Source organism: Duganella sp. FT27W, from assembly GCF_009295655.1.
GTDB classification, from domain to species: Bacteria; Pseudomonadota; Gammaproteobacteria; order Burkholderiales; family Burkholderiaceae_D; genus Rugamonas; species Rugamonas zoogloeoides.
On the sequence record NZ_WHIV01000001.1, the window covers coordinates 584,902 to 609,872 of the forward strand.

Genomic DNA, 24,971 nt, shown 5'->3' on the forward strand with positions numbered 1-24,971 from the left:
TTACTCCCGGGAATAAATGAATGGCATGGCCACCGACGAATAGTCATCGCGCCGATTATTCCTGCTGCGCCATGAGGTTTCGTGCGCGCGCTGCAATCGACTGCGTCAGCAGGTGCACGTGGTAGCCATCGACAAAGCCATGGTGCGCCTGCACCGAAAACGGCACCATCATCATGCCATCGGCCTGGGCGTCGCCGAAGCGGCCCCAGGCCAGCGAGGGGATATCGTAGTCGGCATGGCGGTAGATCGGATGCTCGACCGAGGTGAGCTTGAACCACGGCATGCAGGTGATGTGGACGTTCTGCTTCTGCTCGAGCGGCGTCATCAACGGCCCCATATTGGCCAGCTCGGTGCGGCATTCGGCGACCCGCTTCGCCGCCAGGCTGCGCGTGATGAACGTCGGTAAATCGTCGGTCATCTCGAACTTGGTGATATTGAGATCGTTGTTATGGTTGATCACCGTGTACGACGCGGCAAAGTCGTCAAGCTTGATCACTTCGCCATCGAGCACGCGGTACATGAAATTGTCGATGCCCTTGACAGCGTTGAGCACGCAATACAGGAAGAAGTGGAACGGCGGCAGGCCGTTGGCCTTGCAATAAGGCCGAAAGTCCGGCATCGGCAACTCGAAGCTGAGGTTGACGAGCGGTTTTTCAAAGGACGCAAACAGTTCATAACGGTCGCGGCGTTTTTCGAAGTTTTGCATGGTGCTATTTCTTGGTGGGGGAAGGAAATTTCATTGTTTTAATCAGGTGCTGCGTATCCTGTGCCAGCCGTGTAACGCTCGCCCGGTTGGAAGCCGCCGACGGGCGCAATGCGCCAGTCGGCGCGGCCCGTCAGTGGCTGTTGCAACCCACGACAACCGGACGGTCTAGCGTGCCTGGCGCCGATCGGTCGTGATCGTGAACGCCTTCGGCCTCAGTTTCGGCGGGTTGGTTTCCGGTAGCTGGAATAATGCCAGCAATATGCACGGACCAAGTAGCAGGCGCTTCATGGCTGGCGCGACGCTGGTTGTGGCGCCTGCTGCGCCACCTCTGCCTGCAAAGTAATATGGTCGATGCCATGCTTATCGAGCAGCATCGCCTTGATCGCCTGCAGGATCTCCGGCCAGCGCTGCAACTCGACGATCTCTACATGGCCGATCAGCGCCGGTTCGCCCGGCGACATGTCCCACACGTGCAGGTCGTGCACCGAGCAGACGCCGTCGATGTGCTCGAGGTCGGCGCCCACGGCCAGGTAATCGATCGGCTCGGGCACGCCGCCCATCAGGAAGTGGTACGACTCGCGCAGCACGCCGATGGTCGAACGCAGGATCAGCAGCGCGACGAACAGCGACAACAGCGGATCGATCTGCATCCACCCCGTGTAATAGATCACCGCGCCCGACACCAGCGCCGCCACTGAACCGAGCAGGTCGCCCATGACGTTGACCAGCGCCGCGCGCGTATTCATATTGCTGTCGCCGCGCGACAGCATCCAGGCCAGCACCAGGTTGATCAAGAGGCCGATGCCGGCCACGACAAATACGGTAGAACCGTGCACTTCCTCGGGCGTGGAAAAACGTTGCGCCGCTTCATACACAATCCATGCCACCAGGACCAGCAGCACCAGGCTGTTGACGAAAGCGGCCAGCGCCTCGGCGCGGCCGAAGCCGAACGAGTGGCGCGCCGACGGCGGTCGCTTGGAAATCATTTGCGCCAGCAGCGCCAGGCCCAGCGCGGCGGCGTCGGTCACCATGTGGCCGGCGTCGGAGATCAGGGCCAGTGAGTTGGCCATGAAACCGGTGACCGCTTCCACCACGGCAAAGCTGAGCGTGAGCAGCAGCGCCCAGGCCAGCACCTTCTGGCTGCGCTGCACGCTGACGTGCTTGTATTTGGCATCGTCGCTGCGGTGCTCGTGCAGATGGGCGGAAGGGGAGGCGGCGCGGGTATCTAAGGACATGGCTGTTCTTGTGTATGAATAGATACAGGCAGTTTACTGGAAGCAGGGACAGCGTGCGCTATCGTCATAGTGCTATTCGTAAATCTTTCCTATGAAGCCCCTTGTCATTCTGCTTTTCGCTCTCTATAATGCTGGTCTTCGGGCGGTTAGTTCAGCTGGTTAGAATACTTGGTCGACATCCAAGGGGTCGGGGATTCGAATTCCTCACCGCCCACCAGAATTCGCAGTATCGCAGTAAAGAGTAGTAAAAAGCGCAGTAAAATGTAGTGCAAAAGGGCGGTTAGTTCAGCTGGTTAGAATACTTGGTCGACATCCAAGGGGTCGGGGATTCGAATTCCTCACCGCCCACCAGAATTCATGTAAGAGCGAGAAAGGCATCCCGGTTATGACACCGCGAACTACTACCAAGCTTTGGGAGTGACGCTAGTCGAACGGGAACCTTTTTGCTCAAAAAAAGAGAAAACGCGGCTAGTCCGCGTTTTTTTTCGTCCGCGTTTTTTAATTCAATGTACCAACAGGCGCGCCATGCGCCCATAGGGAGAAATTCATGATTTCAGTCCGCCTTCCAGATGGCTCCGCCCGCGAGTTCGAGGGTCCCGTCACCGTAGCCCAAGTGGCGTCCAGCATTGCCACCAGCCTCGGCAAAGCCGCGCTGGCCGGCAAGGTCGACGGTAAAGTCGTGGATACTTCCCACTTGATCGAAAAAAACGTCGACCTGGCCATCATCACCGACAAGGACCCTGAAGGTCTGGACGTGATCCGTCACTCGACCGCCCACCTGCTGGCCTATGCCGTCAAGGAGCTCTTTCCCGATGCGCAAGTAACCATCGGCCCGGTGATCGACAATGGCTTCTACTACGACTTCTCGTACAAGCGTCCGTTTACGCCGGACGACCTGGTGGCGATCGAAAAGAAAATGACGGAACTGGCCAAGAAGGACGAGCCGGTCACGCGCAAGGTCTTGCCGCGCGACGAGGCCGTGGCCTACTTCAAGTCGATCGGCGAAGCGTACAAGGCGGAAATCATCGCCTCGATTCCGGCCGACCAGGACGTGTCGCTGTACAGCGAAGGCGGCTTTACGGACTTGTGCCGTGGCCCGCACGTGCCATCGACCGGCAAGCTGAAAGTGTTCAAGCTGATGAAGCTGGCCGGTGCCTACTGGCGCGGTGACAGCAAGAACGAAATGCTGCAGCGCGTGTACGGCACGGCTTGGGCCAAGAAGGAAGACCAGGAGCAGTACCTGTTCCAGCTGGAAGAGGCAGAAAAACGCGACCACCGCAAACTGGGCAAACAGCTCGACTTCTTCCACTTCCAGGACGAGGCGCCGGGCCTGGTGTTCTGGCATCCGAAAGGTTGGACCATCTGGCAGCAGGTGGAGCAATACATGCGCCACAAGTACCAGGTCAATGGCTATCAAGAGGTCAAGGCGCCACAGATTCTGGACGCCAGCCTGTGGGGCAAGACCGGCCACTGGGACAACTACCGCGAAAACATGTTCGTCACCGAGTCGGAAAACCGCTCGTACGCACTGAAGCCGATGAACTGCCCGGGCCACGTGCAGATCTTCAACAGCAATATGCGTTCGTACCGCGACCTGCCGCTGCGCTACGGCGAGTTCGGCCAGTGCCACCGCAACGAGCCGTCGGGCGCGCTGCACGGCATCATGCGCGTGCGCGGCTTTACGCAAGATGACGGTCACATTTTCTGCACCCACGAGCAGATCGAGCCGGAAGTGGTGTCGTTCCACACCCAGGCGATGGAAGTGTATGCCGATTTCCACTTCCACAATATCGAAGTGAAACTGGCGCTGCGTCCGGACAACCGCATCGGTACCGACGAAGTGTGGGACGAAGCCGAGGAAGCGCTGCGCTCGGGCCTGCGCGCCTGCGGCGTGACCTGGACCGAATTGCCGGGCGAGGGCGCGTTCTACGGTCCGAAAATCGAGTACCACCTGAAGGATTCGCTTGGCCGTCCATGGCAAGTAGGCACCATGCAGGTCGACTTCTTCATGCCGGAGCGTTTGGGCGCCGAATACGTGGCAGCGGATAACACGCGCCAGGTGCCGGTCATGCTGCACCGGGCGATCGTCGGTTCGATGGAACGTTTCATCGGCATCCTGATCGAAAACTATGCGGGCGCGCTGCCGGCATGGCTGGCGCCGGTGCAGGTATCGGTCCTCAATATCTCGGATGCGCAGGCCGAATATGTGCAGCAAGTGGCTGAAAAGCTGCGCCGCAGCGGGTTCCGCGTGCAGCTTGATTTGCGTAATGAGAAAATAAACTATAAAATACGTGAACATTCCGTCCAAAAACTGCCGTACATCCTCGTGGTGGGCGACAAGGAGCGGGATGCCAACACTGTGGCCGTGCGGGCCCGGGGTAATGTCGATTTGGGCGTCATGTCCATCGATGCCCTGATCGAGCGTCTGTCGCAAGACATCGCCAACAAAGCCTGATCGCACGCGCCAGTTATCAAATTTTAAAAGGAATCACCATAGCTACTGACAAGTCGCATCGCATCAATGGCGAAATCACTGCCCCCGAAATGCGTTTGAGCGGGGTCGATAACGAAGCACTCGGTATCGTGACTTTGGCCGAAGCCTTCCGCCTGGCGGAAGAGGCAAACGTCGACCTGGTCGAGATCGCCCCTACGGCGGTCCCGCCGGTTTGCCGTTTGATGGACTACGGCAAATTCAAGTACTCGGAGCAGAAAAAGGCTCACGAGGCGAAATTGAAGCAGAAAATCATCTCCGTGAAGGAAGTCAAATTCCGTCCGGGTACCGATGATGGCGACTACAATATCAAGCTGCGCAACCTTATCAAGTTCCTTGAAGAAGGCGATAAGACCAAGATCACGCTGCGTTTCCGCGGCCGTGAAATGGCGCACCAGGATATTGGCTTCCGTATGCTGGAACGTCTGAAAGCCGACCTCGAGCCGCATGGCCAGGTCGAGCAGTTCCCGAAAATGGAAGGCCGCCAGATGATCATGGTCCTTGCTCCTAAGAAAAAGAAGTAAGTTGCCGTGACAATGTGGCAAAGAAGGGCGTCCAGCGCGGGCGCCTTTTTTATTTGCTGCATCTTGAATGAAAGTCGGCTATAATCGCCGGCTGTAGTAAATGTAGTGGACTCGCATCCGCTGCACAAACAAGTGAGAGCAGGCATCTAAGCGTAACGTAGTTACCACCTGTAATCCTGTTTCGATATGGAGCTGTCCGTAAAACGACAGAATATCTATGCCAAAAATGAAAACCAAAAGCTCCGCGAAAAAGCGTTTTCGCGTACGCCCAGGTGGTACCGTTAAGAGTGGCCACGCTTTCAAGCGTCACATTCTGACCAAGAAAACCACCAAATCCAAGCGCCAGCTGCGCGGTATCACCAATGTCGATGCGGCAGACGTGAAATCGGTTCTGCGCATGATGCCATCGGCTTAATCTCACACTCAATTTAAGGAGTTACTATGCCTAGAGTAAAACGTGGGGTTACAGCTCGTGCCCGTCATAAAAAAGTCTTAAACCTGGCCAAGGGTTACCGTGGTCGTCGTAGCAAGGTTTACCGTGTTGCCAAGCAAGCAGTTATGCGCGCTGGTCAGTACGCCTACCGCGACCGTCGTAACAAGAAGCGCGTCTTCCGCCGCCTGTGGATCGCCCGTATCAACGCCGCTTCCCGTGAGCATGGCGTGACGTACAGCGTATTCATGAACGGTCTGAAGAAAGCTGCAATCGAACTGGACCGTAAAGTCCTGGCCGATATGGCAGTGATGGACAAGCCAGCATTCGCTGCGATTGTCAACGTAGTCAAAGCACAAATCGCTGCGTAAGCATTGATTGATGATGCGGCCCTTCGCGGGGCAGCGTAAAGGACGGGGCAAAGGTGTGAACCTGTGCCCCGTTTTTGATTGAGGATAAGAAACGCATGTACTCCCTGGAACAACTCGTTGCCTCAGCAGTGCAGGATTTCACGGTTGCGCAAGACGACGCCGCCGCACTGGAAAATGCCAAAGCCAAATACCTGGGCAAGACCGGCCAGATCACCGAATTGATGAAGGGCCTGGGCAAGCTCGACCCGGAAGCACGCAAGGCGCAAGGCGCCCTGATCAACGCTGCCAAGCAGCAGATCGAAGCGGCCCTGACGGCCCGGCGCGACGCGCTGGCCGACGCCCAGCTGCAAGCCCGTTTGAACGCCGAGGCGATCGACGTCTCCCTGCCAGGCCGCGGACGCGCCGGCGGTGGACTGCACCCGGTGATGCGTACCTGGGAACGGGTGGAAGAGATCTTCCGCTCGATCGGTTTCGACGTGGCCGACGGCCCCGAGATTGAAAACGACTGGACCAATTTTACTGCCCTGAACAGCCCGGAAAATCACCCGGCCCGTTCGATGCAAGACACTTTCTATATCGACGGCAACGACAGCGAAGGCAAGCCGCTGCTGCTGCGCACCCACACCAGCCCGATGCAGGTGCGCTACGCGCGCAGCCACACGCCGCCGATCAAGGTCATCGCGCCCGGCCGTACCTACCGCGTGGATAGCGACGCCACCCACTCGCCGATGTTCCACCAGGTTGAAGGCCTATGGATCGCCGAGAACATCAGCTTTGCCGACTTGAAGGGCGTGTACCTGAACTTCGTCAAGGCCTTCTTCGAGACCGACGACCTGCAAGTGCGCTTCCGTCCGTCGTATTTCCCGTTTACCGAACCGTCGGCCGAGATCGATATTGCGTTCGGTTCGGGTCCGCTCAAGGGCCGCTGGCTCGAGATTTCCGGTTCCGGCCAGGTCCACCCGAGCGTGGTGCGCAATTTCGGTCTCGACCCGGAAAAATACATCGGCTTCGCGTTCGGCTCCGGCCTCGAGCGCCTGACCATGTTGCGTTACGGCGTGAACGACCTGCGGCTGTTCTACGAAGGCGATCTGCGCTTCCTCAAGCAGTTCAACTAACACCTCAGCGACGGTCGAGCGCCGCCCGTGCTGGCGCTCCCGTGGAACAATTCTTAGAAAGCTAGATTATGCAATTCTCCGAAAACTGGCTCCGCACCATGGTCGATCCGAAGATGACTTCGGACGAACTGGCCCACCTGCTGACGATGTCCGGCCTGGAAGTGGAAGAGGTCGAACCGGTCGCGCCGCCGTTCTCCAACGTGGTCGTCGGCCTGGTGCGCGACATGGCCAAGCACCCGAATGCCGACCGCCTCAACGTCTGCCAGGTGGACGTTGGCACCGGCACCTTGCTCACCATCGTGTGCGGTGCACCCAATGTGCGTCCCGGCCTGCACGTGGTGTGCGCCATGGCTGGCGCCGTGCTGCCGCCCGGCGCCGATGGCAAGCCGTTCGAAATCAAGGTGGGGCAATTGCGCGGCGTCGAGTCGCAGGGCATGTTGTGCTCGGCCAAGGAACTGAAATTGTCGGAAGAGGGCAGTGGCCTGCTGGAACTGCCGGACGACGCGCCGGTCGGCCAGAACTTCCGCGACTACTACGCGCTCAACGACCTCAAGTTCACCATCAAGCTCACCCCGAACAAGGCGGACTGCCTGTCGGTGCTGGGCGTGGCGCGCGAAGTGTCGGCGCTGACCGGCACCGCGCTCAACGCCCCCACGTTCAGCGCGGTGCCGGTCACCAGCGATGAAGTGCTGCCGGTTAAAATTTCGGCCCCGGACCTGTGCGGCCGTTTCGCCGGCCGCGTTATCCGCAACCTGAACGCCAAAGCCGCCACGCCGGACTGGATGAAGCAGCGCCTCGAGCGCAGCGGCCAGCGTTCGGTGTCGGCACTGGTCGATATTTCCAACTACGTGATGCTGGAATTGGGCCGTCCGAGCCACGTGTTCGACCTGGCCAAGATCCACGGCAGCCTGGACGTGCGCTGGGCGAAGGAAGGCGAATCCCTCAAGCTGTTGAACGGCAACACCGTTGCGCTCAACGAATGGGTGGGCGTGATTGCCGACGAACAGGAAATCGAATCGCTGGCCGGCATCATGGGCGGCGATTCCACCGCTGTGTCGCTCGAGACCGAGTCGATCTACCTGGAAGCCGCATTCTGGTGGCCAAGCGCCATCCAGGGCCGTGCCCGCAAGTTCAACTTCTCCACCGACGCGGCGCACCGCTTCGAGCGCGGCGTCGATTACGCCACCGTGGTTGAACATATCGAACGCATCACCGCGCTGCTGGTGGAGATCTGCGGCACCGCTGCCACGCAAGTGGGCCCGGTCGATGACCAGATCGTCAACCTGCCGCAGCGCACCCCGGTGCAACTGCGTACCGCGCGCGCCCAGAAAGTCATCGGCGTGCCGCTCGACGATCAAGTCATTGCCGACATCTTCACCCGCCTGGCGCTGCCGTTCACCTTGGCTGACGGCGTGTTCTCGGTGACCGCACCAAGCTACCGTTTCGACATCGAGATCGAGGAAGACCTGATCGAGGAAGTGGCGCGCGTGTACGGCTTCGAGAACATCCCGGCCGTGGCGCCGGTCGCTGCCAACACCATGGTGATCGCGCCGGAAAACACCCGTTCGCTGTTTGCCGTGCGCCACCAGCTGGCCGACCTGGGCTTCCAGGAAGTGGTCAACATGAGCTTTGTGGAAGCGGCGTGGGAGCAGGACTTCGGTGGCAACGCCAATCCGATCAAGCTGCAAAACCCGATCGCCAGCCAGATGAGCGTGATGCGCTCGACCCTGGTGGGCAGCCTGGTAGCCAACGTCCGTTACAACCTCAACCGCAAAACCAACCGCGTGCGCGTGTTCGAAGTGGGCGCCATCTACCAGCGCGACGACAGCGTGGCCGACGGCCCGCTGGCGGTCGCTGGCTACCGGCAACCCAAGCGCGTGGCTGCGATGGCGTACGGCAGCAATGCTGACGAGCAGTGGGGCCAGGACAGCCGCGCGGTCGATTTCTTCGACCTGAAAGCCGACCTCGAGCACCTGTTCGCACCGCAAACGCTGCGCTTCGAAAAAGCGGAACACCCGGCGCTGCACCCGGGCCGCTCGGCCAACGTGCTGCTGGGCGGCCAGGTGATTGGTTTCATCGGCGAGTTGCACCCGCGCTGGATGCAAAAGTACGAGCTGCCGAATGCACCGGTCGTGTTCGAAGTCGATGCAGTTGCTTTACAGCAACGTACTGTGCCAGAATACGTCGAGATCTCCAAGTTCCCGGGCGCCACGCGCGACCTGGCCGTGGTGGTCAAGCAGGGCGTGGCGGCGCAGGATGTGCTCGATGCTTTCTATGCCGCAGTGCAGGCTAGTCCGCAAGCCAAGTTGGTGCAAGCCATTGTTTTGTTTGATGAATATCGCGGCAAGGGCCTGGAGGCGGACGAGAAATCGCTTGCTTTCCGGTTTAGCTTACAAGATACTCAAAATACCCTGCAAGACGATGTGGTCGAGGCCATCATGACCGCAGCGGGGAGTGCCGCACAGCAGAAACATGGTGCGCGCCTGCGGGCGTGATAGCATAGCGGGCTGGCAAAAAGCTTGGCTAAGCTGTAGCTGAGCCAGCACAAACGTTTCTTTTTATCATCCGGGAGTCCGGCCATTTGGCCGGGCTCATGCGTTTTTAAAGGCAGGGCAGGAAAATTAATAATCACGACGTTGATTCCGCCGTACTCCAGTCAGCATTGGCTGCCGATTTGCACCGGGCCATGCAGGTGGCCAAGGTACGCCAGGATGCAGAAAAAGATTTGCCCACGCTGACCAAGGCGGAGCTTGCCGAGCTCTTGTTCGAGCAAGTGGGCCTGAACAAGCGCGAGGCCAAAGACATGGTGGAAACCTTCTTTGATGAAATCCGCAACGCGCTCGAGCGCGGCGAGGCGGTCAAGCTGTCCGGCTTCGGCAACTTCCAGTTGCGCGACAAGCCACAGCGTCCTGGCCGCAACCCCAAGACCGGGGAAGAAATTCCCATCACGGCGCGTCGCGTCGTGACCTTCCATGCCAGCCAAAAACTCAAGGGCATGGTCGAAGAGAGCAATCCGATGGCGCGCGCCGCCTGACCGGAGCTGATTCTTGATAAACGATCGTCCCGCCAAGTCCGAGCTGGTGGCTTTGCCACCGATCCCCGCCAAACGCTACTTCACCATTGGCGAAGTGAGCGAGCTGTGTGGCGTCAAGCCGCATGTGCTGCGTTATTGGGAGCAGGAGTTCACCCAGCTCAAGCCCGTCAAACGGCGCGGCAACCGCCGCTATTATCAACACCACGAAGTGTTGCTGATACGCCGTATCCGCGAACTGCTGTATGAACAAGGGTTCACGATCAGCGGTGCACGCAATAAACTCGACACCCGTGCCTACGGCGGCATCCAGGAAGAGTATGATGCACAAGCGTCTGTCAACGACATTGCCCCGGTGGACGTTCCTGCTCCGCTGGACCGCGAGTTGATACGTAGCGAACTGCTCGATATTCTCGGTCTGCTCAGGCAAGGGCAATAACACCGCGTGGTGCGCACCGCTGGCGAACGATACGTCAAAAGTGTGATTGCTGATATACTTTCAATATTATTTAATAAGTCAGCGACTGCTGAAATACGGTGGCGTGAAGTCCGGCCCGCGCCTAGGGCGCGTATGCCGGACACGACGAGAGGAAACAATGATACGCGTTGCCATTTGTGACGACCATCAAATAGTAAGAGCAGGTTTCAAACAGATTTTTTCGTCTTCGGACGATTTCGACGTGGTGGCGGAAGCCGGTACCGGGCGCGAAGCGCTAGATATTGCGCGCCGCGAAATCTGCGATGTGCTGTTGCTCGATATCGCCATGCCAGATCAAAGCGGCATCGATACCCTGCGCACCATCCGACAAGGCCAGCCCGACCTTCCGGTGCTGATCCTGTCCGGCTACCCGGCGCAGCAGTACGCACTCAACCTGTTCAAGATGGGCGCTAACGGCTATCTGAACAAGGAATGCGAAGCGGACGAGCTGATGACGGCCGTGCGCACCGTGTACCAGGGGCGTCGTTATGTCAGTTCCACCGTCGGCGAACTGCTGGCGCAAAGCTTCGACCGCGACCCCAACACGGCGCTGCACACGGAGTTGTCGGACCGCGAGTTCCAGGTGTTTTTGCGCCTGGCGCGTGGCGCCACCGTGTCCGATATCGGTGTGGCGCTGTCGCTCAGCATCAAGACCGTGAGTACTTACCGTACCCGCATCATGGAAAAAATGGGCATGCAGTCCAATAGCGACTTGACCTATTACGCCATGAAAAACAATCTGCTTGACTAACAAACCATGCCTGATTCCACGGGGAAATTCCCTGTGGTGCGGGCGGGCATCTATCTTTTCTTTGCGCACTGTTGCAGTGCGCACTCATCTTACTTCCCGTCTATAATTGATTGGCTTGGGCGTGCTGTCGCCTTACTGATTGAAGGAAGAGGATGTATTTCACCGTCGATTCAGCGCCGCATCGTCGCTTGCCGCTGTACAAGACTGTCCTGTGCGTCACCTGTGCCTTATTGTTGATCGTTAACGGGTTCAGCCTGTTCCACAACCTGCAGGCGCTGCGCGGCGCCCAGGTCCTGATCGGCCAGACCGCCCGCGTCGCCGACCGTCTCCAATACCTGAACGTGCTGGTGCTCGACGCCGAGAGCAGCATGCGCGGCTATTTTCTCTCCGACCATGACGCCTACCTGGGCCCGACGCGTACCGCACTGGCCGAGAGCGAAGCGGAGTTCCGCGAGCTGGAAAAGCTGCTGGCCGATAATCCCAATCAGCTGAAAAACCTGGCGCAATTAAAAACCCTGGTACGCCGCCGCCTGACCATCATGACCCAGTCGCTCGACGTCTATCGCGAAGGCGGGCTTAGCGAAATCGTCAAGATCGCGCGCGTGAGCGACGGCCGCGCCAGCATGGATGAAATCCGCCTGCAGGTGGTGATCATGGAGCAGGAGCAGAACGAAACGCTCAAGGCCCGCAGCGCCATGTTCTACGAGGAATACCAGAAGGCCGTGATACTGGGCATGGGCATCAATGCCGTCGCCATCGTGGTGCTGATCATGTTCTACCAACTGGTGGGGCGCAGCTTCGCCACCCGCGCCGAAGCCGAGCACGCGCTGAAAATTGCCAACGAAAACCTGGAATCGCAGGTCGAGCAGCGTACCGAGCAGCTGTCGGTACTGTCGCGCCACCTGATCAGCATCAGCGAAGAGGAAAAGGTCAGGCTGTCACGCGAGCTGCACGATGAAATCGGCGCCCATTTGACGTCCATCAACATGGATATCGCGGCGGTCACCATGAAGCTGCAAAAGACCGATCCCGAACTGGCGGCCCAGCTCAAGCGTGCGCGCGGTTCGCTGGTGGAAGTGGTGGAAATGAAGCGCCGCATCGTCGAGAATCTGCGCCCGAGCCTGCTGGACAACCTGGGCCTGTGCGCCGCGATTGAAAGCTATTGCCAGGAATTTTCCCGCATGGCGACGGTGCGCTGCGACTGCGACGTGGACGACGAGATCGAATTGCTGACGCGCGATGCCGGCGACCTGTCGATTGCGCTATTCCGCATTGTCCAGGAATCGCTGAACAATATTCGCAAATACGCCAAGGCCAGCCGGGTGTCGGTCATGCTCAATCGTAACCAGGAAGGCCTGATGCTGCGCATCATCGATGATGGCGTCGGCATTTCCGCCGCCAACATCGCCAAGCCGATGTCGCACGGCTTGCTGGGCATGCGCGAACGCGCCTTGCTGCTCGGCGGCACCCTGAATATCCGGCGCGGCCGCAACGACAGCGGCACCTGCATCGAGGTAGCGATACCCGTGCACGACAATGTGGCGCCGCAAGAAGAAAAACGGGCCGCGCCCGTTTTCATGATGGAAGAGCGCCGGGCTGCGCCGGCCGCTTAAAACCCCATACCGGTACGGAATGAGGTGCTGCTTGCGCGCCACCTCCTTAGCCGGGTAGTTCTTGAAACCGTGTTGCGTGGTTCGTTACTTCCGGTGGTGGAGGAAGCGGAGGTACGCTGATCAACGGAGCGGTGGCGATAACGGCATGCGATCAGCAGCGGCCGACATCGACCAGCAGGCGGTCGTATTCGGTCTTGGCGACCTTGTAGCATTCACCGGCATACGCTTCCAGTGCCGAGCGGTCGAGCACGGTGATATTGCCGCGGCGGTAGGTGATCAGGCCCTCGTCCTGCAGCTTGCCGGCTGCGGCGGTAATGCTCTCGCGGCGTACGCCGAGCATGATGGAAATCATTTCCTGCGTGACCTTCAGCGCGTTGCCTGGCGAACGGTCGAGGCGGTCGAGCAGCCAGCGGCACAGTTTCTGTTCGATCGAGCTGTGGCGGCCACCGACGGCGTTTTGCGCCATCTGCGCGAACAGCGCCGTGTTGTAGCGCATCAGCAATGCAGGCAGGGCGCCGCCCTGGCTGAACGCTGCGCGCAGGTGCTGGGTTTTCATGCGATAGCCGTAACCGGCCGCTTGCGTCACGGCGCTGCACATGGCGCGCTCGCCATCGAACAACGACACTCCGATCACGCCTTCATGGCCGACCACGGCAATCTCGGTAGTGGCGCCGTCTTCCATGACATACAGCAGCGAGACGATGGCGGTGGTGGGGAAATACACATAATCCATGGCGCCGCCGAACTCGAACAGTTCCTTGCCGAATGGCAGGGTCACCAGTTCCAGGTGTTCGAACAGCGATTCAAGAACATCGCGCGGCAGCGCCGCCAGCAATTCATTTTGCTGGGTGCCGCTGTAAGTGACCACGGGCCGCGACGACGCCTTGACGTGGTCGGCGCCGGCTGGAAGGCGGCGCGTTACCGGTGCGATGCTGGCGTTGTTTTGGACGTTGATCATATTTTTCCTCGCTGATGTCTGACTAATTCGATGTTTCAGGCGTTACTTTGAAAGCTTTGTGTGAGTTACCTCACGTATAGGTCACATCGTATGGGCAATGTTAATTCCCGAACATAAGACGAGGGGGCGCCCCTCTGTAGGTATGGGCTACACAGCCTTGTAGGCCTGGTCCTACGCCGCACTGTAGGTTTCTGAGCGGCGCGGGCGCATAATGCATATATCCAACAAATACGGCGCACACCATGCAGATACTGGTAGTGGAGGACGACAGCGTGATTGCCGACGGCTTGTGCCGCGTGATGACAGCGCAGGGCATGACGGTGCAGGTGGTCGATAACGGTAACGCTGCCGACCAGCTGTTGCAGCGCGCCGATGCCGCCGAGGTGGTGGTGCTCGATATCGGCCTGCCCGGCATGGACGGCTTCGAAGTGGTACGGCGGTTGCGCGCGCGCGGCGGTCGGGTGCCGGTGCTGTTGCTTACCGCGCGTGACGCTATCGAAGACCGCGTGCGCGGTCTGGAAACCGGCGCCGACGATTACCTGGTCAAACCGTTTGCCAGCGCCGAGCTGGTGGCGCGGGTACGGGCACTGGCGCGGCGCCACGGCGAGCCGCCGGCGGTGCTGGCCATGGGCGAGCTCACGCTCGACTGCGCCACCCGCCGCGCCCGCGTGCGCGACCGCGTGGTGGACCTGTCGGTGCGCGAATGGACCGTGCTCGAGTACCTGCTCCAGCACGGCGCGCGGGTGGTCTCCAAGCAGCAGATCATCGAAGCGATCTTGCCCTGGGGCGACGACCTGACGCTCAACGCGGTGGAAGTCTATGTGTCGCGCCTGCGGCTGAAAATTGCCGACGCCGGGGTGGCGATCCGCACCATCCGTGGCTTCGGTTACATGCTTGAACCGGCTCCGATCCCGCTTCCGTCAGCCGACGCCGCGCCATGACCACCATACGGCTGCGGTTGCTCAAGTGGCTGATCGGTCCGATCCTGTTGATCAACCTGGCCGGCGGCGTGTTGGCCTACAAGCTGGCCTCGCTGCCGGCGCCCCTGGCGGCGCCGACAGCGGCCACCACCCAGGCTCCCGCCGACACCTTGCGCAAGCAGGAGCAGTTGCGCCGGGCCGTGCTGCGCGCGCTGCTGTTGATGGAGGGCGTGTTTGCCGTTGCCAGCATAGGCCTGATCTGGTTTTCGGTCAGCAACGGCCTGCGGCCATTGAGCCGCCTGCGCGCCGACCTGAGCGCACGCGAAGCCGACGAACTGGCGCCGCTCGACCCGTCGCGGGTGCCGTACGAGCTCGAACCGGTGGTGTCCGCCATGAACGGCTTGCTGGAAAAAGTGGGCGAGGGCGCCAGAGCGCGCCAGGATTTCCTGGCCAACGTGGCGCACCAGTTGCGCACGCCGCTGGCCGGATTGAAAACCCAGCTCGAATGGCTGGGCGCGCGCCACGCCGAACCGGAGACGGCGCAATCGGTGCGCCTGATGCAAGCGGCCACCGAACGCATGATCAGGCAGACCAACCAGCTGCTGTCACTGGCGCGCGCCGAACCGCACCACTTTGAAAAGGCCCGGCTCGAACCGCTGGCGTTGGAGGCCCTGGTAGGCGAAGCGATCCAGCCGTTCGTCGAGCAAGCAGCACGCAAGGGCATCGACCTCGGTTTCGAACTGCAGCCGGCACCGGTGACGGGCGACCGCTTCCTGCTGCGCGACCTGATCGACAACCTGATTGACAACGCGCTGCGCTACACGCCGTCGGGCGGGGCGGTGACGGTGCGCTGCGGCAGTGCAGAGGAGCATGTTTTTCTCGCGGTAGAGGACAACGGTCCCGGCATTCCTGCCGCACGTCGGGCCGATATCTTCAGCCGCTACGTGCGGCTCGATGATAAATCGCACGGTAGCGGCCTGGGCCTGGCGATCGTGCGCGATATCGCCCGGGTACATGGGGCGGCGTTGACGGTAGGCGACGGGATTGAGGGGCGGGGGGCGGTGTTCGAGGTACATTTCCCGTAAGCCTTAAGCTGTTGGGTAGATTTTTGAATTCAGACAAGAAAGTGACATGGGCGACTACAATCAAGCGATTATCGACGTTGAAGTGACAACTGCCGAGCATGCACGCGAGTTGGCAAGCGACGTTCTGGCATGGCTTATCGCCGAGCAGATCATCGAAGACCGGCTATGCGATGGCTGCCTGGGCGAGGGCGCCTGCTATCCGCCGGGACCACGCTTCATGCAGGCGTGCGGTGGGAAAGAAGATGCCGCCTTGAATGGAAATTATGCGGAGTTCTCCCGGATGGCCACCAACGGCCTGAAGGTACTGACCGGCCGGTCGGTAGTGTGCAATCACCAGGGAGAGTTTGGCCCGGTCGCCTGTCCCGAATGCACAGCGCTCTCTCCCATCGACAATTTATGGGAGGCCGGCGAAATGTGGTTCGAGCATAAGGGCGACACCATGATCTGTGACAGTTGCGGCCGCGCCATTATGCTGTCGCGCTGGATCCACCCGGACGTCGGTTTCGTCGTGCTGGCGTTTCAATTCTGGAACTGGTCGCCGCTATCGGACGAATTTATCGCCGCTGTCAGCGCCAGGCTGGGGCATCGTGTCGCCACGATCACTGGCAAGGTGTAGTGATGGCGGATACGTAACGCTGACTCATGGAACTGAGAGTTCATTCTTTGAACCGTGGGGCAAGATTACGCCGTCGGCGCAGCCAGAACCGTCGAGCGGCTATCGACACCAGCATCCAGAACAAAGCGGTGATTGCCAACCGCCCCCACAAAATATCATCCTCACCGATCAATACTGATAACGGGTCTCTGGCGACTGAACCAACCGGCGAGATACCCTGGCTATCTGCCAGGAATGGCAACGGAAACCCGTAGGCAAGCACTGGACAATAGATTGGCTTGCCCACGTTGGCGCAAACCGCGCTTACGCGCCCAGGCACTGCCAGGGAAACGTAGGTCAGGGTAGCGGCAAGCATGCTGACCACTCCAATTGACGTCAGGTACGAAGCCAGTTTGCGCAACAGTGCCTCCATTCTCGCCATCCACAAATTTTGAACCACGTGAGGTGCAACTCTATCCACTTATATCTTGGCTGTCAGCAATTTGTCAGCATTCCCTCAGGGAAATGCAAGCTTGCCGCACTACACTGTTTCCAGGAACCACTGCCCGGAGATAGTCATGCACCAACGCTCGCCACGCGGCTTCACCCTGATCGAACTGATGGTCAGCGTTGCCATTATTGGCATTTTGCTGGCGGTCGCGATTCCGTTGTACACCGACTACGTCACCCGCAGCCGCCTGAGCGAAGCGTTCTCCGCGCTCGGTGGCGCCCAACCGGCCGCCGAACAGTTCTGGTCCAACAACCGCACTTATGATGGCTTTGCCGCCGCGACCGGTTTCCCGGCCAATACGGCCAACTTCACCTACACCCTGACCGACGCCAGCGCTTCCGGCTACAAGCTTACCGCTACCGGCGCCGGCAAGACTGCCGGCTTCGTCTATACGGTGGACCAGAACGGTACCCGCGCCACCACCGGCAGCCCGGCCGGCTGGGGCACCAGTACTTCGTGCTGGGTCGATCACAAGGGCGGCACGTGTTCCAACTGAGCGCTGTCAGCGCCAGCCAGCACGGCTTGACCATGATCGAGCTGCTGGTGACGGTGTCGATTATCGGCATCATGCTGGCGGTCGGCATTCCGAACGCCAGCCACTGGCTGCTGGCCAACCGCGCCCGTGCCGCCAGCGAATTTTACGCCGACGGCTTCAGCCTGGCGCGGCGGCAGGCCATCGCTCACAACAGCCACAGCCGCATCTCGCTCACGCCGAATGTGACGACCGGCCAGATGGACTGGCAAGTCGATATCTGTTTCCCGACACCCGACGCGCGCTGCACCGACGCCGAAGGCGCCTGGTCCACCACGGCGGCCGCCTCTTCTGCCGATCCACAGGGGCAGGGCGGCTGGAAGTCGGTGTTCCGCGCGGCGAGCGCACTGCCGCCGCACGAAGTGCTGGTGCCCAGCACCCGGCCCGATGGCGCCAGCCAGGTGTATTACAACGCGCTGGGCTGGGTCGATCCGGTGGTGGGCAACCGGCTGTCGAGCCTGCGCTTGACTCCGGCCAGCGCCTATGCCGCCGACGTGCCGCCAGTGGCGCTGGTCGTTACCCTCGCTGGGATGCCCACCAAGTGCAACCCGAGCGTGGCGAGTACGGATAGCCGGGGATGTCCGCCATGAAAACACCAGGTCGCCGTGCTACCGAACTGGCCACTTCGCCGGCGAAGCCAGGCGCCGCGTGGAAAGCGATAAAAGCCATGTCGAAGCACGCCAGCGCGCCGCCGTCGCCATCGCATCCGGCCGCGCGCCAATCGGGCATCGCTTTACTGGAAGCGATGATCGCCATCGTCATCCTCGGCATCGGCCTGCTCGGCATGATCGGCCTGCAGGCGCGCGCCTACGCGGCGCTGTCGGACGCCAGCATGCGTGCCGAAGCCACCATGGCGGCTGAAAAGCTGCTGGGTACGATGAATACCGACATTGCCAACCTGGCCAGCTACAACCTGGCCGAAGGCGCCACGCCCAACAGCTTTCTGGCGCCATGGGCGCAGGAAACACGGCGGGCGATTCCCGGCGCCAAACTGTCGGTGCGGGTGGTGGATCAAACCCAGCAGTCGCAGGTGAATATCGGCATCAGCTGGCAGCGCAAGGCTGCCGGCGAGCAGAATCGCCATGTCGTCACCGCCTACATTGCCAACTGAAGCCATGCTCAGCCACCGCCACGGATTTTCCATCGTCGAACTCATGGTCAGCATCGTGATCGGCATGCTGGCGATTACCTTTGCCACGCGGCTGGTGATCGGCGGCGAAAAGGCCAAGGATGCGGCGGTCGGCGGATCGGATGCGATGCAGAACGGCATGCTGGCGCTGTATTCGCTCAGCAACGACGCCGCCGATGCCGGCTGGGGCCTGAACGACCCCATGCTGGCCGGCTGCAATACCGAGTTCTCGGACAGCCGTGGCTTTCGGATGGCGGTCGCGCAGCGCGGCGGCCTCGACATCACGCCGCTCGCGCCAGTGGTGATCGAATCGCGCGGGGCGGCTCCCGACCTGGTGACGTTTTACAGCGGCACGTCGCAGACCGGCATCGGCTCGGTCAAGCTCGCCGCCAACTACGCGCCGGGCGAAAGCTCGATTGCGGTGGACAGCCGCAATCCCTACGATTTCAATGTCGGCGATGTGCTGGTGGTTGCACCGCTGGCTGCCGCCGGCGCCCGCTGCACGCTGATGCAAATGTCGGGCGCCGGCAGCGGCGCGTCTTCCAACCGGTTGACGATGGCCACCGGCGGCCAGTTCCGCTTCAATCCCCAGGCAGGGCTGGGTTTGCCGTACGAGGTCAACCTGGCCTATTTGTACAACCTCGGCAGCGCGGACCGGCTGCACTTCCACACCTGGTCGGTGCGCGCCGGCGTGCTGCTGCTGCGCGCCACCGACATGCCGGGCTCGGAGGCCGATGGCGCGTCGGTGAGCGACAATATCGTCTCGCTCAAGGCACAGTACGGCTTCGACAACCGTACCGTACCGAATTACAACCCGAATACGCCCGGCAACAGCAGTTGGGGGGAGACCACCGCCAGCGGCATGCGCATCGGCATCTGGAGCGCCACCATGATCGACGCCGATGGCGACGGCCTGGTCGGCGGCGCTGGCGACTACCAGCGGGTGGGAGCGGTGCGCCTGGCCGTGGTGGCGCGCAGCAAGACCACCGAGCGCCCCGGCGCCAACGGCGCGTGTACCGCCACCACCGTGCTGCCCACCGTGTTCGCGCAGGCGGCGCCTGCCAGCGTGGCGGCGGCGCCGATCCAGGTCAACGTGGCCGTGGCCGGCGACCCGGTGGACTGGAAGTGCTACCGCTACCGCGTGTTCGAGACCATCGTTCCGATCCGCAATGCCCAGTGGCGGCCATGATGAACAAGCGCCAACAAGGGATTGCACTGCCGATCATGCTGATCATGCTCACCGTGATGATGGTGAGCGGCATCTACCTGATCAAGTCCAGCACGTCGAGCGCGCTCACCACGGCCAACCTGGCCTACGATTCGGCGCTGGCCAAGGCAGCGGACGCCGGCCTGCACGCCGGCTTCGCCTACCTGCGCACGGTCGCCAACAAGGCTGATCTCGACAGCAACCAGGCGGCGCACGGCTACGTTGCCACGCTCACGTCCACCTGGACCGTGAGCACGCCGGCGTTCTGGACCGGCTCGGTCACCATGGCGGCCAACGCTGCCGGCGACCGGGTCGAATACGTGATCCACCGCATGTGCGACTTTCCCGGCCCCTACAACGGCAACAACTGCATCAAGACGTCGGCCCGGCCGGACGCACCGACGCCGGTAGCGTTCGGCAGTTCGCTGGCGCTGGGAAGCGCGCGCTACGCCACCCAGCCGCAGCTGCACTACGTAGTGACGGCACGCATCAACGGTCCGCGCGGCGGCAACGTGGTAACGCAGGCGGTGGTGCTGAAAGGACCATGATCATGAGACATTTGCTTCGACTTCTGCTACGACTTTTGCTCCTGCTGGCGCTGGCGCCCTGGCCCGCGATGGCCGCGCAAACCCAGATCGCCCAGGTACCGCTGCTCAATATCACCGGCACTGGTACGGTCAAGCCCAACCTGATGCTGTTGTTCGACAACTCCGGTTCGATGGACCAGACCTATACGCCCGACTACGTCAACGACAACATCTGTCGCAGCAGCTTCAGTCTCGCCTTTGGCGTGATGGCCTGCGCGGTCGGCCATCCGCCGTTCATGAGCCCGGATTTCAACAAGCAGTACTACAACCCGCAAATTCGCTACGCCGTGCCGGTGCGCGCCGATGGCAGCGCCTACCCGGTGCAAAACGCCGCCAATACCAGCAACTGGACATCGGTAAGCGGCGACGGCTATGGCGTCAGTCGCGCCGACCTGGCCGGCAACAGCGTCAACAGCAATATCAACCTGGTAACCGGTTTTCCCGACCTGCGCTGGTGCGTGATCATCAACAACACGCTGACCTGCCAGACCAACACGTCCAGCTATACCTACCCGGACCTGCTGTACCAGACGCCGTACGCCACCACCACCGGCCCGTACTACTACACCATCGGCGTGGGCCAGTACTGCGCCGACGACACCCTGCGCAGCTGCGTCTCGACCGCCATCGGCGCCAACGCGCCGCCCGGCTACCCGGTGCCGGTCAAGGTGCGCTGGTGCAGCGACCGCCAACTGACACAATGCCAGGGCAAGCGCGTGGGCAATTTTATCTATCCGGCCTATTCGCAGCCGACCGGGGCGCTGGCCGCCTACGGCACCATTTCGATCGGCGCGTCGGCCACGGCCACGTCGCTCGGCATCAGCGACGTGACGCTGACCGACTCGCAGGGCAACACCAGCGAGCTGATCGCCAACACCGTCACCGCGCCCGCCGGCACCAACACCGCGTTCAAGCAGCAGACCATGGCCAGCGCGCTGGCGGCAGCCATCATCGCCACCCCCAACAACTCGTTGCGGCAGATGTATGCATGCGTGAAAACGCCGACCGGCCAGTCCACCGTGCCCGCTTGCAGCCTGTTCGGCATCACCATCGGCGCAGAGAATGTCGTGGCCGTCGTGCCCCTGATTTGCGTGGGCAGCACCAAGAGCCTGACCAACTGCGTGGTGGTCAATGACCTCAGTCGCCAGGGCTGGGGATTGACGGTCGATGCCCCGCAGGTGCAGGTGTCCAGCGCCACGCCGGCGCGCTCGGTGATCACGTTTTCCGGCTCGAATACCTCGAACAGCCAGAACGCCGTGGTGCGCAACCTGTCGCTCGGCTCCACCACGCTGATCGGCAACAGCCTGTTTACCAACCCGAGCTACCTGGACCTGGGCCGCAACCGCAACCCGGCTTACGTCGCCAATGCCATTGCCGGCAAGATCGGCACCAGTGGCAATATCCGCGCCTATATCGGCGGCAATGCGCTGTGCCCGGGCCTGTCCAACACCAATGTCTGCCTGATCAACTACGGCGTCACGTCCAACAACGCGGCGATCAGCAATTTCACCATCGACAACCAGGGCGGCTTGAGCTGGGTGCGCGGCGCCACCAGCGGTTACGCGCCGGCCGTCAACGACGCCATACCCACCAGCACCGCGTCGATCTCGGGGGGACTCGGTGCGCCCAATCCGTTCGTGCGGGTCAACATCGTCAGCGGCCGTACCTATCCCAAGGCGGCCGACCGTATCGACTGTGCCGGCGCCAGTTGCACCTATGCCGAGGAGATGACCAACTTCGCCAACTGGTATGTGTACTACAAGAGCCGGCTGCAAATGATGAAGACGTCGCTGGGCATCGCGTTTTCGCCGATCACCAGCAATTACAAGGTGGGCTACGTCAAATTATCAACGGCGGGGGCGGGCGGCGCCATCGATCTGAAACCGGCAGACTTCACCGGCAGCGCGCGAGAGAGCTGGTATTCGCTGCTGTACAACACCACGTCGTCTGGCGCAACGCCGATCCGCACCGCGATGGACAACGTGGGCCGCATGTTCGCCAACCTGTCGCCGTATGCGTACGACAAGGGGGCCGAGGTGGTGCAGTACCCGTGCCAGCAGAATTTCTTGATACTGACTACCGACGGCTACTGGAACGGCAGCAGCACCGCCAACGTCCGCAACAACGACAACGTGGAAAACCCGTCGCGCTTCTGCACCCAGGCGCGCGGCTGCGTCGATGCGCGGGTGCAGGCGCAGCCGTCCATCTCGGACGTGGCGCTGCACTGGTATAACGGCGGCTCGAGCACCGGCACCACGTCGCTGCGGCCGGAACTCGAAGACATGACCAAGCCCGGCTCGGTGCCGGCCGGCGCCGGCGAAAACACCCACCTGCACATGAACACCTACACCCTCGGCCTGGGCGTGGACGGCGTGATGACGTACGAGCCCAATTACGACAAGGCCCCCCGCACCGGCGGCGATTTTTACAACCTGATCACGGCCGCCGCTACCGGCTGCCCGTGGAATAACAACGGCCCGTACGTGTGGCCCGATCCGCAAACCGGCGTGTCGGCCAACACGGTGCAGGAGCGCGTGGATGACCTGTGGCACGCCGCCATCAACGGCCATGGCAAATACTTCAGCGCACAGGAACCGCGCGACGTGGTCAATGGCTTGAGCGAAGCGCTGTCGAACATGCAGATCCGCACCGGGGCGGCAGCCGCTGCCGCCACGTCCACCCCCAACGTTACCCAGTCCGACAACGATATCTTTTCCAGCACCTTCACCACCGTCAAATGGTTCGGCGAACTGCTGGACCAGAAGATCGACATCACCGACGGCACGGCCAACACGGCGCCGGTCTGGAGCAGCCACAGCACGCTGGGCCGGCAGGTGGCTGCCGCCACCGACGCGCGCACCATCGTCATGATGAATGCCGGTGGTGCGGCCGGCAGCGACACGGTGCCGTTCACCTTTGCCAACATGAGCGGCGCCATGGCCGGCTGGTTCAGTAACAAGTGCGGCGTGCTGGCACAATGCACGCAGCTGTCCACTGCCGACAAGGCCATCGTCAACGACGGCACCAATATGGTCAACTGGCTGCGCGGCCAGCAGCAGTATGCCGACGATATCCGCTACCGCGCCTATGGCATCACGCCCACCACGCCGGTTGGCGCCACCGGCCCGCTGCCGATCGTGCTCGGTGATATCGCCTCGTCGAAGCCGGCCTATGTGCGCGCGCCGCTGGCCGATTACCCGGATACCAGCTACGACGCCTTCAAGGACGCCCGCACGGACCCCGGCAACCCCCTGTACCGGCGCGGCGCGGTGTTCGTCGCCGCCAACGACGGCATGGTCCACGCGTTCGATGGCGCCAGCGGCAACGAGCTGTGGGCGTACGTGCCGCGCATTACCATGAAAAAGCTGCCGGGCCTGGCCAGCAGCACCTACGGCACCAACCACCAATACACCACCGACGGCTCGCCCGAGGTGGCGGACATCAAGGTGACCATCGGCGCCGGCAAGCAGTGGCGCACGGTCCTGGTGGCGGGCCTGAACGCCGGTGGACGCGGCTACTATGCGCTCGACATCACCGACACGCATTCGGCGCCCAAGCAGCTGTGGGAATTCTGCGCCGATGCCAGCGTGTGTGCCCGCAGCGACGCCGACATCGGCCTCACTTTCGGTAATCCGCAATTCGGCACGCTGGCCGACGGCCGCTGGGTGGTGTTCCTCACGTCCGGCTACAACAACGTGCCCGGCATCGACGGCGTGGCCGGCGGCGACGGTAAGGGCTACCTGTACGTGCTCGATGCGTACACGGGCGAGCTGCTGAAAAAAGTCCCCACCGGTTCGGGCGACACCACCACGCCATCAGGGCTGGCGCGCATTACGGCAATCTCGAACGACCCGGCCACCGATCCGCGCGCGACCTATGTGTACGGTGGCGACCTGCTGGGCCAGATGTGGCGCTTCGATTTTACTGCCACCAGCGGCGCGGTGGCGGTGCTCAAGATGGGCGACGCGGGCGCGCTGAAGCCGATCACCACCCGGCCCGACGTCACGCTGTGCGGCGTGCCGGCCACCAGTACCAGCAACGGCGTGACCAGCACCGTGCTGCAGGGCATGCGCATGGTCCTGTTTGGCACCGGGAGGTTGCTCGATATTCCCGATACGTCGAACACCGATCTCCAGAGCCTGTACGTAGTCAAGGACAGTGGCGCCACCGTCAACGTGCGCGGCTCAACCATGGTGCGGCAGTCCCTGAGTTTGTCCAATGACGGCACCAATTCCGCCATCTATTCAATCACCGACAACGCGGTGGACCTGGCCCAGCGCGACGGCTGGTACCTCGATTTTTCGCTCAACGCCGGCGAACGGATGAATCTCGACCCGCAGATCATCAGCGGCGTGGCCAACCTGGTGACCAATATGCCGACATCGTCGTCTTCATGCTCGGTGGGCGGCTCGAGCAATCTGTACCAGCTTAACGTGTGCAACGGCCATTCGGTGCGCAGCTACCCGGCGGGTGTCACGCTGTCCAGCGCCTCGGCGGCGGTGGGGTATATCGTGGTGCGGCTGCCCGATGGCCAGCAAAAAATCATCACCACGCTGGCCGATGGCACCAAAAAGACCGATCGCGGGGTGGAGGAGGTGTCGGCAGAAGCGCATAGAGTGGGCTGGAGGAGGGTGAAAGGAGAATGACGGATCTGGAAAGTTCACACGGGGTGGCGAAGTATCGGTAAAATCGAGGGTTTTGC

Annotated in this window: 23 protein-coding genes and 2 tRNA genes; 21 read left to right on the forward strand and 4 right to left on the reverse strand. The window is 61.6% G+C overall.

Features of this window, described 5'->3' with window-relative positions:
- Positions 1 to 55 precede the first annotated feature (55 nt).
- Positions 56 to 706: a CatA-like O-acetyltransferase gene (locus F8197_RS02470; protein ID WP_152879702.1), complete on the reverse strand. Its 651-nt coding sequence runs from the start codon at positions 704 to 706 to the stop codon at positions 56 to 58.
- Between the two features lie 284 nt (positions 707 to 990).
- Positions 991 to 1,941: a cation diffusion facilitator family transporter gene (locus F8197_RS02475; protein ID WP_152879704.1), complete on the reverse strand. Its 951-nt coding sequence runs from the start codon at positions 1,939 to 1,941 to the stop codon at positions 991 to 993.
- 140 nt (positions 1,942 to 2,081) lie between these two features.
- Between F8197_RS02475 and F8197_RS02480 the strand changes: the two genes are divergently transcribed.
- The 12 genes from F8197_RS02480 (at position 2,082) to F8197_RS02535 (ending at position 12,745) form a co-directional block, all read left to right on the forward strand.
- Positions 2,082 to 2,158, forward strand: a tRNA-Val gene (locus F8197_RS02480).
- Between the two features lie 57 nt (positions 2,159 to 2,215).
- Positions 2,216 to 2,292, forward strand: a tRNA-Val gene (locus F8197_RS02485).
- Between the two features lie 196 nt (positions 2,293 to 2,488).
- Entirely contained in the window at positions 2,489 to 4,396 is a 1,908-nt protein-coding gene (thrS, locus tag F8197_RS02490; protein ID WP_152879706.1) for a threonine--tRNA ligase, read from the forward strand.
- Between the two features lie 20 nt (positions 4,397 to 4,416).
- The gene (gene infC, locus F8197_RS02495; protein WP_255360930.1) at positions 4,417 to 4,956 is read left to right on the forward strand and encodes a translation initiation factor IF-3; all 540 of its coding nucleotides are present in this window, start codon (positions 4,417 to 4,419) and stop codon (positions 4,954 to 4,956) included.
- 217 nt (positions 4,957 to 5,173) lie between these two features.
- Positions 5,174 to 5,371, forward strand: a complete 198-nt coding sequence (gene rpmI / locus F8197_RS02500; protein ID WP_026636906.1) for a 50S ribosomal protein L35 — start codon at positions 5,174 to 5,176, stop codon at positions 5,369 to 5,371.
- 26 nt (positions 5,372 to 5,397) lie between these two features.
- Positions 5,398 to 5,757 (forward strand): 50S ribosomal protein L20, encoded by a 360-nt coding sequence (gene rplT / locus F8197_RS02505; protein WP_026636905.1) that lies wholly within the window; start codon positions 5,398 to 5,400, stop codon positions 5,755 to 5,757.
- Between the two features lie 95 nt (positions 5,758 to 5,852).
- Positions 5,853 to 6,872, forward strand: coding sequence for a phenylalanine--tRNA ligase subunit alpha (gene pheS / locus F8197_RS02510; protein WP_019919774.1), 1,020 nt, complete (start codon positions 5,853 to 5,855; stop codon positions 6,870 to 6,872).
- 68 nt (positions 6,873 to 6,940) lie between these two features.
- Complete coding sequence (gene pheT, locus F8197_RS02515; RefSeq protein ID WP_152879710.1) at positions 6,941 to 9,367, forward strand: phenylalanine--tRNA ligase subunit beta; 2,427 nt, start codon at positions 6,941 to 6,943, stop codon at positions 9,365 to 9,367.
- 191 nt (positions 9,368 to 9,558) lie between these two features.
- On the forward strand, positions 9,559 to 9,906 hold the full coding sequence (locus F8197_RS02520) for an integration host factor subunit alpha (RefSeq protein ID WP_019919772.1): 348 nt from the start codon (positions 9,559 to 9,561) through the stop codon (positions 9,904 to 9,906).
- Between the two features lie 16 nt (positions 9,907 to 9,922).
- Positions 9,923 to 10,342 (forward strand): MerR family transcriptional regulator, encoded by a 420-nt coding sequence (locus tag F8197_RS02525; protein ID WP_373996802.1) that lies wholly within the window; start codon positions 9,923 to 9,925, stop codon positions 10,340 to 10,342.
- Positions 10,343 to 10,499: 157 nt separating this feature from the next.
- Positions 10,500 to 11,132 (forward strand): response regulator transcription factor, encoded by a 633-nt coding sequence (locus tag F8197_RS02530; protein ID WP_026636903.1) that lies wholly within the window; start codon positions 10,500 to 10,502, stop codon positions 11,130 to 11,132.
- Positions 11,133 to 11,284: 152 nt separating this feature from the next.
- Positions 11,285 to 12,745 (forward strand): CHASE3 domain-containing protein, encoded by a 1,461-nt coding sequence (locus F8197_RS02535; protein WP_152879714.1) that lies wholly within the window; start codon positions 11,285 to 11,287, stop codon positions 12,743 to 12,745.
- 151 nt (positions 12,746 to 12,896) lie between these two features.
- Here F8197_RS02535 and F8197_RS02540 read toward each other — a convergent pair whose 3' ends face one another.
- A complete protein-coding gene (locus F8197_RS02540; protein ID WP_152879716.1) occupies positions 12,897 to 13,703 on the reverse strand; it encodes a Crp/Fnr family transcriptional regulator in 807 nt (268 codons plus the stop codon).
- Positions 13,704 to 13,945: 242 nt separating this feature from the next.
- Between F8197_RS02540 and F8197_RS02545 the strand changes: the two genes are divergently transcribed.
- The 3 genes from F8197_RS02545 to F8197_RS02555 are packed head-to-tail and all read left to right on the forward strand — an operon-like array spanning position 13,946 to position 16,324.
- Complete coding sequence (locus F8197_RS02545) at positions 13,946 to 14,644, forward strand: response regulator transcription factor (RefSeq protein ID WP_056147775.1); 699 nt, start codon at positions 13,946 to 13,948, stop codon at positions 14,642 to 14,644.
- Positions 14,641 to 15,708 (forward strand): HAMP domain-containing sensor histidine kinase, encoded by a 1,068-nt coding sequence (locus tag F8197_RS02550; RefSeq protein WP_152879718.1) that lies wholly within the window; start codon positions 14,641 to 14,643, stop codon positions 15,706 to 15,708. Before F8197_RS02545 ends, F8197_RS02550 begins: the two co-directional genes overlap by 4 nt.
- Before the next feature lie 46 nt (positions 15,709 to 15,754).
- Positions 15,755 to 16,324, forward strand: coding sequence for a hypothetical protein (locus F8197_RS02555; RefSeq protein ID WP_056147770.1), 570 nt, complete (start codon positions 15,755 to 15,757; stop codon positions 16,322 to 16,324).
- A 40-nt stretch (positions 16,325 to 16,364) separates the two neighbouring features.
- Here F8197_RS02555 and F8197_RS02560 read toward each other — a convergent pair whose 3' ends face one another.
- Positions 16,365 to 16,736 carry a hypothetical protein gene (locus F8197_RS02560; RefSeq protein WP_152879720.1) on the reverse strand — a complete coding sequence of 124 codons (372 nt, stop codon included), beginning with the start codon at positions 16,734 to 16,736 and terminating at the stop codon, positions 16,365 to 16,367.
- A 145-nt stretch (positions 16,737 to 16,881) separates the two neighbouring features.
- On the opposite strand from F8197_RS02560, the gene F8197_RS02565 reads away from it, so the two are divergent.
- From F8197_RS02565 to F8197_RS02590, 6 genes are read left to right on the forward strand one after another with little or no spacing between them, the layout of a single operon-like run.
- Positions 16,882 to 17,310 (forward strand): type IV pilin protein, encoded by a 429-nt coding sequence (locus F8197_RS02565; RefSeq protein ID WP_056147768.1) that lies wholly within the window; start codon positions 16,882 to 16,884, stop codon positions 17,308 to 17,310.
- Complete coding sequence (locus F8197_RS02570) at positions 17,298 to 17,936, forward strand: Tfp pilus assembly protein FimT/FimU (RefSeq protein ID WP_056147765.1); 639 nt, start codon at positions 17,298 to 17,300, stop codon at positions 17,934 to 17,936. The genes F8197_RS02565 and F8197_RS02570 overlap by 13 nt, the downstream gene beginning before the upstream one ends.
- Positions 17,933 to 18,457 (forward strand): prepilin-type N-terminal cleavage/methylation domain-containing protein, encoded by a 525-nt coding sequence (locus F8197_RS02575; RefSeq protein ID WP_227012024.1) that lies wholly within the window; start codon positions 17,933 to 17,935, stop codon positions 18,455 to 18,457. The genes F8197_RS02570 and F8197_RS02575 overlap by 4 nt, the downstream gene beginning before the upstream one ends.
- Positions 18,429 to 19,664: a PilW family protein gene (locus F8197_RS02580; RefSeq protein ID WP_227012025.1), complete on the forward strand. Its 1,236-nt coding sequence runs from the start codon at positions 18,429 to 18,431 to the stop codon at positions 19,662 to 19,664. Before F8197_RS02575 ends, F8197_RS02580 begins: the two co-directional genes overlap by 29 nt.
- Positions 19,664 to 20,230 carry a pilus assembly PilX N-terminal domain-containing protein gene (locus F8197_RS02585; protein ID WP_227012026.1) on the forward strand — a complete coding sequence of 189 codons (567 nt, stop codon included), beginning with the start codon at positions 19,664 to 19,666 and terminating at the stop codon, positions 20,228 to 20,230. Before F8197_RS02580 ends, F8197_RS02585 begins: the two co-directional genes overlap by 1 nt.
- A 2-nt stretch (positions 20,231 to 20,232) precedes the next feature.
- Complete coding sequence (locus F8197_RS02590; protein WP_227012027.1) at positions 20,233 to 24,915, forward strand: pilus assembly protein; 4,683 nt, start codon at positions 20,233 to 20,235, stop codon at positions 24,913 to 24,915.
- Positions 24,916 to 24,971: the final 56 nt, after the last annotated feature.